Here is a 12961-nt window from a genome sequence, read left to right as displayed (position 1 = left end):
CGCACCTGATAAAAATGTCAGGTCTGCCTTCCTATCACCACGTGAAACTCGGGCACTCGATTTATAGTTGACGAGCGAATACCTACGCCGCTAGCGCTCGCAATACCGCTGTTCACTTCGTGCACGTTGCATCAAATAGTGATTCGCTATTGACGCTATGTTTCATCGCCCTGCCTGTAAGTAAATCCCACACTTGGAAATTGCGCACCTGATAAAAATATCAGGTACGCCATCCGCGCAACTTACGAACTGCCATCGCAAGGCTTGGTATTGCCCGGTACCACCAGGGAGATTTTCACGACCTTGTTCGCTGAAATGCCCGGCGTGCCATCGACCTTGGTCAGGCGGTAACCCACGTTGGCCGAGCCGTCTTCCATCTGCAGCGGCAAGACCAGGTCGATGAATCGCTCCATCAGGAAATCCAGGCCCTGCGCCGCCTCGGTGGCAGTCAACCTGACCGGTGGAAAGAACACGGTGTCCAGAAGCGGTTGTTCACCGGTCAGCCCGGTACACAATTCCCAGCTCACTTCGATTTCGTCGCCCGCCGCCAGGAGGTCCGGGTTGCCCGGGACACGGATGCGGATGCCGTTCCAGGGTTCGGCTTCACAGTTGATAAAGCCCCACAGGGTGGCATCGGGGAATGACACCGGGCCCAGGCCTTCCAGTGGCAAGACAGCCACCCGCACCGGGGTATCCGCGCTGCGCTGGCGGTTCGTATCGTTGGAAACCCAGTACCAGACCGGCAGCGCCGGATCGTTGCCCACGGCCTCGATGATGTCCCAGGGCACGCTGAACACAATCTCTTGCCCGGGCCTGTCGGCCGCCTGCACGCGGTGGATATCCACCGGTTGCGGATGATCGCCCCAATGCAATTCCAGCAGCTCGCCGACGACCGGGTTGGCATAAAGCGCCACCACCACCCGCGCATCCTGGCCATGATCGGGCCCCGCCAGCACGTTATCGCCGGTCAGGCCCTTGACCACCACGGTAGCCAGGCCCGGGTTGATCGGGTCTGGTCCGATCGGGTTCGGCCCGGCAACGGAAAGATCGACTTCGAACAGTGTGGAAGGCGACTTCCTGGGCGCACCGCCGCCGCGCTGCCATTCGTAGAACACCTCGCAAGGCTCGGCGCCGTCGAAGCCATCCGCCGAAAGAGTGGCCCAGTCAACCGGCGCGCTCTGCGGCCATTGGAAACCGTCACCCAAGGTCAGCACGGGCAATGCCCGACCATTCCACCAGATCTGTAGCGTATCGCCGGCCGCCGCGTCGGCGATCTCGTCGATACGCACTGTCACACCGGTGCGCGCATCTTCCAGGTCGATGAGTTTATCGACACTGGCCAGCGGCACGACGGGTGCGGGAAAGTCGCCCGGAGTGGCAGGAAGATCGATGACCCTGATCGGTACAGGGGGCGCCGGATCGCCAAGGTTGCCCGCGCGATCACTGAGCCGGTAATAGCCGTGGTGCGTGCCGCCGCCTTTCTCGCGCAGGGTATCGCCCAGGTAGTGGAATTCGATCACGGTGCCCGGCACCAGGTGGCTGGAATCGATCACCAGCCGGCCGACTGGCACGGACTCGTTGGTTCCGCCCCAATAGAGCAGCACCTCGTCCTCGAGCTGCATGTCCGGCCAGCGCGGCACCTCGACCCGGAGTCGGTCACCGTTGAGCGCCAGCCAGGCTTCGGTTACACCGTCACGGATGACCTCGGGAGGAAAGATCAACGGCTCGCCAGGGTTGTCGCCGTTGGGTGCGCGGTGGTCGACTTCCAGCAAGACGGGAACGGAGTCGGCCCAGTTGAAGTCCTCGAACAGCACCCGGTAGAACAAGGTGTAGATATGCGGCACTGCTAGCTTGTCCGCCGGCACCGTGAAGCGCACCGGGAACTGGGTCGCGGCGTCATAGGGCGGCAGCAGCTCAACGATATCGACGATGACGCCGTCTACGTACAGACCGAACTGCATCCAGACATTGGGATCATCTTCGAATTCAGGCCAGGGGTTGGTTGCCTCCACACTCAGCGGCTGACCTTGCATGGCAACCGGCAGGACAGACGCCGCGTGGCCCGGCAAGGGCGCCAGCACACCCGGGATTTCAAGTGGCTCGAACACGCCGGTGCGGGACGCCAGGCAACTCTGGCAGAGCGGTGCTTTCTGCATGGTGATTACTCCTCGGCAAATCAATGGGAGCATTCAACACCCAGGCCGTGCTTCGCGAAACTGACAAAAATGCTAGGTCTCTCGCTTGCGGCTGGCGTTGTCGGGACCATTCATGAACGCCCACGAACGAAAACGCCCGGTCAAGACCGGGCGCGGAGTAGAAAGCAGAAGTGGCGCTAGAGCGCGGGGATTTGCCAGTCGATCGGCGTCAGTCCACGCTCTTCGAGGAACTTGTTGGTACGGCTGAAATGCCCGCAGCCGAGGAATCCGCGATAGGCGGACAGCGGCGACGGGTGCACGGATTTCTGTACCAGGTGCTTGCTGCCATCGATCAGCTTGCTCTTGCTTTGCGCATGAGCGCCCCACAGCAGGAACACCACATTGGACTGCCGCTCGCTGACCACCTGGATGATCCGGTCGGTGAAGAACTGCCAGCCCTTGTTGGCGTGGGACGCGGCGTTGGCGCGCTCCACGGTCATGGTGGTGTTGAGCAGCAGCACGCCCTGATCGGCCCAGGACTGCAGGTAGCCGTGGCGGGGAATCTCGATGTTGAGGTCGCGGTGCAGCTCTTTATAGATATTGACCAACGATGGCGGCGTGGCCACGCCCGGCTGCACCGAGAAGCACAGGCCGTGGGCCTGGCCCGGGCCGGGGGACGGGTCCTGGCCGAGGATCACCACTTTCACCTGGTCCAGCGGCGTGGAGTTGAGGGCGTTGAAAATCAGCGGGCCAGGCGGATAGATCTCTTTGCCGGCGGCTTTTTCCTGGCGCAGGAATTCGCGCAGTTCGTGCATGTAGGGCTGTTCGAATTCGGCGCGCAGGGCCTCCTTCCAACTGGGTTCGAGCTTGATACGGTCGTCGTCGGTCATGGGGGTATCCGTTGAACAATGGGGCGGACACTAGGAAAGCTGTCCGCGCTTGTCAATCGATCCGACCGGCGACCTGCACGATCAGCCTCAGCGACCATACTTGTCGGGTCTACTTGAGTGAGGTCGCCCATGGCTGTGCAGTTCGAAGTACTCACCGGTGTCGACGGCGCGCGCCTCGGCATTGCCACCCTCGATGCGCCGTCGAGCCTCAACGCCCTGTCGCTGCCGATGATCGAGCAGTTGAGCCTGCACCTGCGTGCCTGGGCCCAGGATCCGGCGATCGTCTGCGTGCTGCTGCGCGGCAACGGCGCCAAGGCGTTCTGCGCTGGCGGCGACGTGCGCAGCCTGGTGGAGGCCTGTCGAGCCCACCCCGGCGAAGTGCCGCCGCTGGCCGCGCACTTTTTCGCCGCCGAATACCGTCTCGACCATTCGCTGCACCACTATCCCAAACCGTTGCTGTGCTGGGGCCACGGCCATGTGCTCGGTGGTGGCATGGGGCTGCTGCAGGGCGCCGGGGTGCGTATCGTCACGCCGTCCAGCCGCCTGGCCATGCCGGAGATCAGCATCGGGCTTTATCCGGACGTCGGCGCCAGCTGGTTTCTCGCCCGCCTGCCCGGCCGTCTCGGCCTGTTTCTTGGCCTGACCGGTGCGCCGATCAATGGCCGCGACGCCATCGACCTGGGTCTGGCCGACCGCTTCATGAAAGACGAACAACAGGAGCAACTGATCGACGGCCTGCTGCAACTGAACTGGCAAGAACAGACCGCCATGCAACTCAACAGCCTGCTCAAGGCGCTGGAGCAGGAGGCGCACGAGGCACTGCCCGCAGCGCAATGGCTGCCGCGTCGGGAGAAGATCGACAAGGTGCTGGATGTCAGTGATCCGGCCTGTGCCTGGAAGGGCATCGGTCAACTGGCGCAGCAGGACGACGTGGTGCTGGCCAATGCCGCGCGGACGCTGCTCAAGGGCTGTCCATTGACCGCGCATCTGGTCTGGGAGCAGATCAGCCGGGCGCGTTATCTGTCGCTGGCGCAGGTGTTCCAGATGGAATACGCCATGAGCCTGAATTGCTGTCGGCATCCGGAATTCAGTGAGGGTGTGCGGGCGCGTTTGCTGGGCAAGGACAACACGCCGCACTGGCACTGGCCGGACATTGCCCAGGTGCCGGAGGCGGTGGTCGAAGCGCATTTCAACAAGGCCTGGGAAGGACGACACCCCCTGGCCGATCTGGCGTGAGGCCAGGCGTCAGGGGGTGTTCGGGTTCAGCGATCAGTGGTCGCGGCCACGGTCGCCGTTGCGGTCGCCATTGCGTCCATCGCCGCGGCCATCACCGCGGTTGCCACGCCAACCGCCACCCCGGTCGTCACGACCTGGTCCGCGGCTCCAGTTATGGTCGTTGCGATCAGGACCACGGTTCCAGCCGTGATCATTGCGGTCAGGCCCGCGGTTCCAACCACCGTCTGGACGGCCCGGACCATGACCGTCATAGCGACCGGGGCCGGGATACGGGCGGTGGGACGGGCCTGGCGCCGGTTGGTAGTAGCGCGGCGCCGGAGCGTAGTAACGCGGTTGCTGGGGTACTACGTAGTAACCGCGGTTGTAGGGATAAGCCGGCCGGTAGTAGCCCGGATAGTCATAGCGATCGACCGAATAGACATCGGTTCGATAGTAGCCACCGCCCCCATAAGGCGCACAAGCGGTGAGCAACAAACCCAATACGGCAAGCAGAGAGAGTTGGCGATACATGGCGGCCTCCTGGACCGCGGAACTGCCCATCCCAGCGGCGCTGGTCGGCGTCGATCGGCAAACGTTCATCGACATTGAATCAGACCGCGAAAAGTCCGTGCCGTGCGATTTCAGCAATAATTTGAAATAGGTTGAAGCCGACAAAAATCCTCCGGTTATTTTTTTGTTACACCTCTAGAATAGGAGGCATTGGTAGCTGCTCCCGGGATTCCCATGCCGCTTCGTTCCGCCCTGTTTTCGCAACGGTCCCTGCTACTGGCATTACTGCTGTTACTTGGCTGCGGCTTCATCTCGACTTCGCTGGTCAGCTACTACGCCTCGCGCAGTTCGATCCGCGACAACATCGTCAATACCGAACTGCCGCTGACCTCCGACACGGTCTATTCGGAAATCCAGAAAGACCTGATCCGGCCCATCGTGGTGTCCTCGATGATGGCGCAGGACACCTTCCTGCGCGACTGGACCCTCGCTGGCGAAACCAATCCGGAGCAGGTCACCCGCTACCTCAGCGAGGTCGAGCGCCAACAGCGCGCCTACACCGCGTTCTTCGTGTCCGAGGCGAGCGGTACCTACTACCAGGCCAAGGGTATCCTCAAGACAATCGACCCGAGCACCGAGCGCGACCGCTGGTACGCGCGGGTCAAGCAAATGACGGCGCCCTACGAAATCAACGTCGACCTGGACATGGCCAACCAGGACCGCATGACGGTGTTCATCAACTACAAGGTGTTCGACTACAACCACAACTTCATCGGCGCGGCCGGTGTCGGATTGACGGTCGATGCGGTGGTCAGGCTGATCGATGCCTACCAGTTGCGCTACCAGCGGGCGGTGTATTTCGTCGACGCTCGCGGCAAGATTGTCCTCACCGGCTCTTCCGGCGGCCCGGAAGGCGCCCGTGCGGGTATTTCGCTGGACAGCATTCCAGCGCTGAGCCCGCTGCTGGCGCGCATGCCGACGCCGACCACCGGCAGCCGCGACTACGAGCGCAACGGCCAGAGCCACTACCTCAATGTGCGCTTCATTCCCGAACTGGACTGGTACCTGTTCGTCGACAAACCCATCGGCGACAGCCTCGACAGCGCGAAGCAGTCGCTGTACCTGAACCTGGCGATCTGCGGAGTCATCTCGCTGATTGTCCTGGCAATGATCAACGGCATGATTCGCCGGCATCAGGACGGTATCCAGGAACTGGCGACCCTCGACAGCCTGACCCACCTGCACAACCGCCGTGCCTTCGACCTGCTGGCGGCCCAGGCGCTGCTGGAAGCAGAACGCACGCCGGCGCCGCTGACCGCCTTGCTGCTCGACCTCGACCACTTCAAGGAACTCAACGACACCTACGGCCACCTGGCCGGCGACGAAGTGTTGCGCCAGTTCGCCCGGGTGCTTGAAGGCAGCCTGCGCCAGGCCGACATCCTCTGCCGCTGGGGCGGCGAGGAATTTGTCGTCCTGCTCAAGGACACCGACGCGACAAAAGGGCTCGCCGTGGCCGAGAAGATCCGCCAGCGCACCGAAGAGCGGACGTTCATGTTCGGGGAAACCGCCATCGAACTGACCACCAGCATCGGCTTGAGCAGCCTCCACGCCAACGACACCCTGCACAGCCTTATCGCCCGCGCCGACCTGGCGCTGTACCGGGCCAAACAGAGCGGGCGCAATCGCGTCTGCTGCGAACCTTCGGCGCCCGACCATGGCTGATCCCGATCGCTGCCCCGCCTGCGGCGCCCTCAATCAGTGCAGCCTCGCCGATCCGCGCACCGCAGACCGGGCCTGCTGGTGCTACAGCGTGCAGATCGATCCGGCGCTGATCGAGGCGCTGCCCGCCGAGCTGCGCAACGTCGCCTGCCTGTGCCCGTCGTGTGCGCAGGTCGATGCCCAACTGAAAGCTGCCGACACTTCGTCAAACGGCTAAACTGCGCGCCCTTTTACGGCCGTCCTTACCCATGCGCCTCGATCGTTTCCTCACCAACCTGCCCTGCTTCAATCGCCAGCAAGTGCGCTTGCTGCTGGTGGAACGCCGCGTGCGGGTCGATGGCCAGGTGGTGAATGATCCGCGGCATGAAGTGCGGGTATTCAGCCGCGTCGAGGTGGACGAGCAAGTGTTGCAGGCCGGCCATCCGGCACGTTATTTCATGCTGCACAAACCGGCCGGCTGCGTCAGCGCCACCACGGACCCGGTTCACCCGACGGTACTGGACCTGCTCGACGAGCCGGACAAGGACGACCTGCACATTGCCGGGCGCCTGGACTTCAACACCACCGGCCTGATGCTGCTGACCAACGACGGGCAGTGGTCGCGACGCCTGACCCAGCCGCAGACCAAACTGCCCAAGGTCTATTACGTGGAGACCGAGCAGCCGATCGAGGAGCACTACGTCGCGCGCTTTCGCGAGGGCTTCTACTTCGCCTTCGAAGACCTCACCACCCAGCCCGCCGACCTGGAGCCACTCAGCAGCCACAGCGCACGCCTGAGCATTATCGAAGGTCGCTACCACCAGGTGAAACGCATGTTCGGCCATTACGACAACAAGGTGGTGCGCCTGCATCGCGAGCGCATGGGCCCGCTGGAACTGGACCCGGCGCTTGCCCCCGGGCAATACCGGGCGCTGCGGGCAGACGAAATCCTGGCGATCTGAACCGCCCCGCGTCCGACAGAAAAAATTCATTAATTGCCCGAACGGCACTTGCAGCATCGTCCACGGGCTGCTTGAATCGAATCGTCGGTCTTCATGTGACTTACCAGTCACAGTCATAGTCCAAGACACCTTTTTGCTGGCTACCCGTGCCTTGATGCGCAGGAGACCTGCAAATTGCCCGCCAAGAACAACACCCGTCGACCAGGCCGGTATCGGATCGACAAGGGCCCCTCGCTTCACTTCCAGGCGTATGCCTACCTGTCATAAAGAACGTGCAAGCTTGCTTGGACGGATACCCTTTTTTTGCGCCAGGAGTCCATGACATGAGGCCAGAAATTGCTGTGCTGGATATACAGGGGCAGTACCGGGTTTACACGGAGTTCTATCGTTCGCAAGAAGCCGAGAAAACGATCATCCTGATCAACGGCTCGCTGGCTACCACGGCTTCTTTCTCGCAGACCGTGCGCAATCTGCACCCGCAATTCAACGTTGTGCTCTACGACCAGCCGTATGCCGGCAAGTCCAAGCCGCACAACCGCCACGAAAGGCTGCTGACCAAGGAAACCGAAGGGCAGATCCTGCTTGAACTGATCGACCACTTCGGCGCCGACCAGGTCATGTCCTTCTCGTGGGGCGGCGCCTGCACCCTCATGGCCCTGGCGCACAAGCCACGGCGCATCGAGCGGGCAGTGGTCAGTTCGTTCTCGCCGGTGATCAACGAACCGATGCGCGACTACCTGCAGCGCGGGTCGCGGTTCCTCAAGGACTGCGACCGCTATCAGGTCGGCAATCTGGTCAACGACACCATCGGCAAGTACCTGCCGCCGCTGTTCAAGCGTTTCAACTACCGGCACGTCAGCAGCCTGGACAACCACGAATACGCGCAGATGCACTTCCACATCCACCAGGTGCTCGACCACGACCTGGAGAAAGCGCTGAGTTCGGCCCGGGCCATCGATATTCCGGTGCTGTTCGTCAATGGCGAATGGGATGAATACACCACCACCAACGATGCGCGGCAGTTCGGCCGTCACGTGCGCAACTCGCACTTCAGCGAGATCCGCAGTGCCGGGCACTTCCTCGACATGGAAAACAAGTCGGCCTGCCGCGACACCCGCGATGTGCTGCTGAACTTCCTCAAGCCGACGCAACGCGAACAACGCCTGCGTTACCAGCCTGTACAGGGCCAGCATGCACTGGCCATCTGAGGGAAACGGGCACCTGTAGCACAGCCAGCGGTATCGATTGCCCTGCCGGGCAATCTGAAGATCATCGCCCTGTCGCTACAGGTCGCACGCACGATTCACGGATAAAGCTTCAAATCGTTTCACGGTTCTGGTAAAAAGTCGGCCTGCGCGGGTGTCGTATAATGGCATTACTCCAGCTTCCCAAGCTGATAACGAGGGTTCGATTCCCTTCACCCGCTCCAGATCCCTCAACACCCGCCTCACGTTCCGCCCTTCCCGTGCAACCCCCCTCCTGATTCAAACCCTCGCGAACTACCCGAACTCCAGACGCATTCGCGTCGAACTGTTCATCGCCAACTGATTAAAAAACCCTGCCAACCACGTAAATTTTTACGAACATCAAAATCGACAATCAGGCGTTAACGCCGGAATATCGCCGAAAAAATACAAAAAATCTCGATAAATATTCATGAAATAAAAATAATGTAGCGTTTTACTTGACACGCTACCGCCCCTTCGTTTCTTATTTTTCACACCTTGCCCTGCGCCCGATAAACGAAGAAGAACAGCGCCGCCGCCATCATGACGCCCGTCCGCCCTTGCCCACACGCACCGCCTTCGTCGTTCCGGTCCTGCAAAACCTGACACCGGCGCCTTGCCCGCGCCCATTTCCGCTCCGCCATAAAAGGTAAACAACATGGAGCTGATCCGCTCAACCTTGCCGTGCCCGCCGCGCGCCGTATCCGCCGTCCTGCTTCAGGAGCATCGCCCTCATGCAGCCTGAACACAGCAGCGCCGGCAACGTCCAATTGCGCAAATCCCTTCGCCTCTGGCAGGTAGTGGTCATAGGTCTGGCGTATATCGCACCGATGACGGTGTTCGACACCTTCGGCATCGTCTCCGGCATCACTGCCGGCCACGTGCCCAGCGCCTATGTCCTGGCCCTGCTCGGCATCCTCTTCACCGCAGTGAGCTACGGCACGCTGGTGCGACGTTTCCCCCAGTCCGGCTCGGCGTACACCTACACCCAACGGGCAATCAATCCCTATGTCGGCTTCCTTGTCGGCTGGTCGTCGCTGCTGGATTACCTGCTGCTGCCGATGGTCAACGCCCTCCTCGCCAAGCTCTACCTGTCGGCGATGTTCCCGGAAGTGCCGGAGTGGATCTGGGTGGCGGGCTTCGTCACGCTGATCAGCCTGGTCAACATGCGCAGCATCAATCTGGTGGCGAACTTCAACACGCTGTTCGTCGCCGTGCAGATTCTGATCATGGCGGTGTTCGTTTACCTCTGCCTGCGCGGCCTGCACCAGGGCGAAGGCCTGGGCACGGCCTGGTCACTGACCCCGTTCGCCGACGAGAAAACCCAGTTCAGCGCGCTGATGGCCGGGGCGACCATTCTCTGTTTCTCGTTCCTGGGCTTCGATGCGGTCACCACGCTCTCGGAAGAAACCCACCAACCAGAGAAAGTCATCCCACGCGCGATCTTCCTGATCGCCCTGATCGGCGGCGTGGTGTTCATCCTCATGTCGTTCTTCATCCAGTCCTACTTCCCAACCATGGAGCGCTTCCATGACCACGAAGCCGCCCTGCCGGAAATCGCCCTGTATGTCGGCGGCAAGCTGTTCCAGTCGATCTTCATTGCCTGCACGGTGATCAACACCATCGCCTCGGGCCTGGCGTCCCAGGCCAGCGTGTCGCGCCTGCTGTTTGTCATGGGCCGCGACAAGGTCATCCCGCACAACGTCTTCTCGCGCCTGCACCCACGCTTCAAGACTCCCGTGCTGAACATCGCCATCGTCGGTTTCATCGCCCTGTCGGCGATCTTCTTCGACCTGGTGACCGCCACGTCGGTGATCAACTTCGGCGCGCTGGTGGCCTTCAGCTTCGTCAACCTCTCGGTGATCAACCACTGCTACCTGCGCGAAGGGCGCAACCAGGGGTTGGCCAACAAGCTCAAGTACCTGGTCCTGCCCACCATCGGCTTTTGCATCATCGCCATGCTCTGGCTCGACCTCGACGAACACTCGCTGCTGCTCGGGGGCGCCTGGGCGTTGTTCGGCGTGATCTACCTGACCTGGCTGACCAAGTCTTTCCGGGTTGCGCCGCCCACCTACATCGCCGAATGAGCCAGCCCGTCGACAACGCCCGCCGCTGAGCGGGCGTTGTTCATGATCGAGAAGGAAATCACCCCCATGCTCCAGCGCCGCCTCTCCATTCAGTGGAAGATCATTCTCCTTACCGGCCTGTGCGTTTCGGCCATCATCGTGTTCCTGATGCTTACCTCGCTGACCCAGGCCCGGCGCAGCGCGGAGCAGGTGTTCGCGGCCAACACCGAACTGCTCGACCAAAACGCCCGCCTGCGGCTGCAAGCCCACGGCGAAACCCAGGCGCTGCGGATCCAGCGTTACTTCATGGATGCCTGGCAGTACGGCAATGGTTTCGCCCGCCTGGTCCAGGTCCTAAAGAATCGCGGCGACGCCGACCTGCGCGGCGAACTGGTCAGCCAGGCGCGCACAGCCCTGGCCGACAATCCAGACCTGATCGGCCTGTACCTGGTATTCCAGCCCGGCGCGCTGGACCAGCAGGATGCCCGCTTCGCCGGCCAAGACAGCCTGGGCAGCAACGACCTTGGGCGCTTCTCGCTGTATTGGTCGCGGCCAAAACCGGGCACCCTGGAATCGGAAGCGATGCCCGAATCGATGCTGGCCGACACCACCGCCGCCGCCAACGGTTCGCCCTACAACCGCTGGCTCACCTGCCCGCTGGATACCGCCCGGGCCTGCGTGCTCGATCCTTATTTCGACGAGGTCAACGGCCGTCAGGTATTGATGACCAGCATCGCCCTGCCGCTACTGGAAGACGGCAAGGTCATCGGCGTGATCGGCCTGGACATCGGCCTCGACAATCTGCAGCAACTGAGCCTGGACAGCCGCAAGGAGCTGTTCGACGGCCAGGGCCAGGTCAGCATCGTCAGCCCCGCCGGCCTGCTGGCCGGGTACAGCCGCGACGCCACGCAACTGAGCAAGACCCTGGAACAGGCCTTCGGCGCGCAAGCAGGCGAACTGGTCACGGCGATCAGTTCCGGCAAGGCGGTCGAGCGTCTGGAAGGTGGCGAGATGCACATCACCCGCCCCTTCGCACCCATTCCCGGCGCGGCGCCGTGGCAGGTGCTGCTGGAAGTGCCGGAAGCGGTACTGCAGGCGCCCGCCATCGCCCTCAATGAACGCCTCGCCGCGCATAACCAGGCGGCCAACCTCACCAGCCTGTTGATCGCCATCGCCGCCGCCGTGGTCGGCCTGCTGCTGGTCTGGCTGACCGCCCGTAGCGTCACCCGGCCGATCCTTGCCGTGTCCGAGCGGCTGCGCGACATCGCCAGCGGCGAAGGCGACCTGACCCAGCGCCTGAACTACACCCGCGAAGACGAACTGGGCCAGTTGAGCGGCTGGTTCAACCGTTTTCTCGACAAGCTCCAGCCGGTGATCATCCAGGTCAAAGAATCCTTGCACGAGGCGCGCGGCACCGCCGACCAGTCCGCCGCCATCGCCAGCCAGACCAGCGGCGGCATGCAGCTACAGCAACGGGAAATCGAACAGGTCGCCACCGCCGCCAACGAAATGAGCGCCACCGCCCATGACGTCGCCCACAACGCCTCGCAAGCGGCCCATGCCGCGCGCGGCGCCGACCAGGCGACCCGCGAGGGCCTTGAACTGGTGGCGGTCACCCGCGAATCGATCGACCGGCTGGCCGCCGACATGGACCTGGCCATGGACCGGGTCCGCGCCCTGGCCGGACGCAGTGAAGAAATCGGCTCGGTGCTCGACGTGATCCGCGCCATCGCCGAACAGACCAACCTGCTGGCGCTCAATGCCGCCATCGAGGCCGCCCGCGCTGGCGAGGCGGGTCGTGGTTTTGCCGTGGTCGCCGACGAAGTGCGCAACCTCGCCCAGCGCACCCAGGTTTCGGTGGAAGAAATTCGCCATGTGATCGAGGCGCTGCAACTGGGCACGCAGGACGTGGTCGATGCCATGCACGAAGGCCAGCGCCAGGCCAAGGACAGCGCCACCCGAATGGAACAGGCGGTGCCGGCGCTGCAACGGGTCGGCGACGCGGTGACGGTGATCAGCGACATGAACCTGCAGATCGCCTCGGCCGCCGAAGAACAGAGCGCGGTGGCCGAAGAGGTCAACCGCAACGTCGCCGGAATTCGCGACGTGACCGAGTCGTTGTCCGGTCAGGCCGATGAGTCGGCGCGCATCAGCCAGGCCTTGAATCGCCTGGCCAATCAACAACAAGCTTTGATGGAGCAATTCCGGGTCTAGGATATGACCAGCAAAAGACGGGCGTGCCGTTGTGGACGCCCGGCA

Annotated in this window: 11 protein-coding genes, 1 tRNA gene and 1 pseudogene; 9 read left to right on the top strand and 4 right to left on the bottom strand. The window is 62.6% G+C overall.

What is annotated here, in order from left to right:
* Nucleotides 1-242: 242 nt before the first annotated feature.
* Both HWV67_RS18280 and ung read right to left on the bottom strand, forming a co-directional pair.
* Nucleotides 243-2156: a hypothetical protein gene (locus HWV67_RS18280; protein ID WP_175652248.1), complete on the bottom strand. Its 1914-nt coding sequence runs from the start codon at nucleotides 2154-2156 to the stop codon at nucleotides 243-245.
* A gap of 176 nt (nucleotides 2157-2332) precedes the next feature.
* A complete protein-coding gene (gene ung, locus HWV67_RS18275; protein ID WP_175652247.1) occupies nucleotides 2333-3025 on the bottom strand; it encodes a uracil-DNA glycosylase in 693 nt (230 codons plus the stop codon).
* A 129-nt stretch (nucleotides 3026-3154) separates the two neighbouring features.
* Between ung and HWV67_RS18270 the strand changes: the two genes are divergently transcribed.
* Nucleotides 3155-4261 carry an enoyl-CoA hydratase/isomerase family protein gene (locus HWV67_RS18270; RefSeq protein ID WP_175652246.1) on the top strand — a complete coding sequence of 369 codons (1107 nt, stop codon included), beginning with the start codon at nucleotides 3155-3157 and terminating at the stop codon, nucleotides 4259-4261.
* A gap of 33 nt (nucleotides 4262-4294) precedes the next feature.
* On the opposite strand, the gene HWV67_RS18265 is transcribed toward HWV67_RS18270, so the two are convergent.
* Nucleotides 4295-4771, bottom strand: coding sequence for a hypothetical protein (locus tag HWV67_RS18265; RefSeq protein WP_095154822.1), 477 nt, complete (start codon nucleotides 4769-4771; stop codon nucleotides 4295-4297).
* Between the two features lie 213 nt (nucleotides 4772-4984).
* On the opposite strand from HWV67_RS18265, the gene HWV67_RS18260 reads away from it, so the two are divergent.
* From HWV67_RS18260 to HWV67_RS18240, 5 genes are all read left to right on the top strand, one after another.
* Nucleotides 4985-6472 carry a sensor domain-containing diguanylate cyclase gene (locus tag HWV67_RS18260; RefSeq protein ID WP_175652245.1) on the top strand — a complete coding sequence of 496 codons (1488 nt, stop codon included), beginning with the start codon at nucleotides 4985-4987 and terminating at the stop codon, nucleotides 6470-6472.
* On the top strand, nucleotides 6465-6686 hold the full coding sequence (locus HWV67_RS18255) for a cysteine-rich CWC family protein (RefSeq protein WP_175652244.1): 222 nt from the start codon (nucleotides 6465-6467) through the stop codon (nucleotides 6684-6686). The genes HWV67_RS18260 and HWV67_RS18255 overlap by 8 nt, the downstream gene beginning before the upstream one ends.
* A 31-nt stretch (nucleotides 6687-6717) precedes the next feature.
* A complete protein-coding gene (locus HWV67_RS18250; RefSeq protein ID WP_175652243.1) occupies nucleotides 6718-7410 on the top strand; it encodes a pseudouridine synthase in 693 nt (230 codons plus the stop codon).
* Nucleotides 7411-7733: 323 nt separating this feature from the next.
* Nucleotides 7734-8618, top strand: coding sequence for an alpha/beta fold hydrolase (locus tag HWV67_RS18245; protein ID WP_175652242.1), 885 nt, complete (start codon nucleotides 7734-7736; stop codon nucleotides 8616-8618).
* A 147-nt stretch (nucleotides 8619-8765) separates the two neighbouring features.
* Nucleotides 8766-8839: transfer RNA gene (locus HWV67_RS18240), tRNA-Gly, on the top strand.
* A 157-nt stretch (nucleotides 8840-8996) separates the two neighbouring features.
* Here HWV67_RS18240 and HWV67_RS18235 read toward each other — a convergent pair.
* Nucleotides 8997-9296, bottom strand: coding sequence for a hypothetical protein (locus HWV67_RS18235; RefSeq protein WP_175652241.1), 300 nt, complete (start codon nucleotides 9294-9296; stop codon nucleotides 8997-8999).
* A gap of 74 nt (nucleotides 9297-9370) precedes the next feature.
* Between HWV67_RS18235 and HWV67_RS18230 the strand changes: the two genes are divergently transcribed.
* From HWV67_RS18230 to HWV67_RS32170, 3 genes and pseudogenes are all read left to right on the top strand, one after another.
* Nucleotides 9371-10723, top strand: a complete 1353-nt coding sequence (locus HWV67_RS18230; RefSeq protein WP_175652240.1) for an APC family permease — start codon at nucleotides 9371-9373, stop codon at nucleotides 10721-10723.
* Nucleotides 10724-10765: 42 nt separating this feature from the next.
* A pseudogene (locus HWV67_RS32175) lies at nucleotides 10766-12058 on the top strand (PDC sensor domain-containing protein); the annotation flags it as partial.
* A gap of 102 nt (nucleotides 12059-12160) precedes the next feature.
* Nucleotides 12161-12916, top strand: a complete 756-nt coding sequence (locus HWV67_RS32170) for a methyl-accepting chemotaxis protein (protein WP_371864275.1) — start codon at nucleotides 12161-12163, stop codon at nucleotides 12914-12916.
* Nucleotides 12917-12961: the final 45 nt, after the last annotated feature.

It is taken from the genome of Pseudomonas sp. Marseille-P9899, assembly GCF_903166565.1.
GTDB lineage: Bacteria > Pseudomonadota > Gammaproteobacteria > Pseudomonadales > Pseudomonadaceae > Aquipseudomonas > Aquipseudomonas huaxiensis.
The sequence above is the reverse complement of the archived record's forward strand: the minus strand, read 5'-3'. Positions and strand labels throughout refer to the sequence as shown.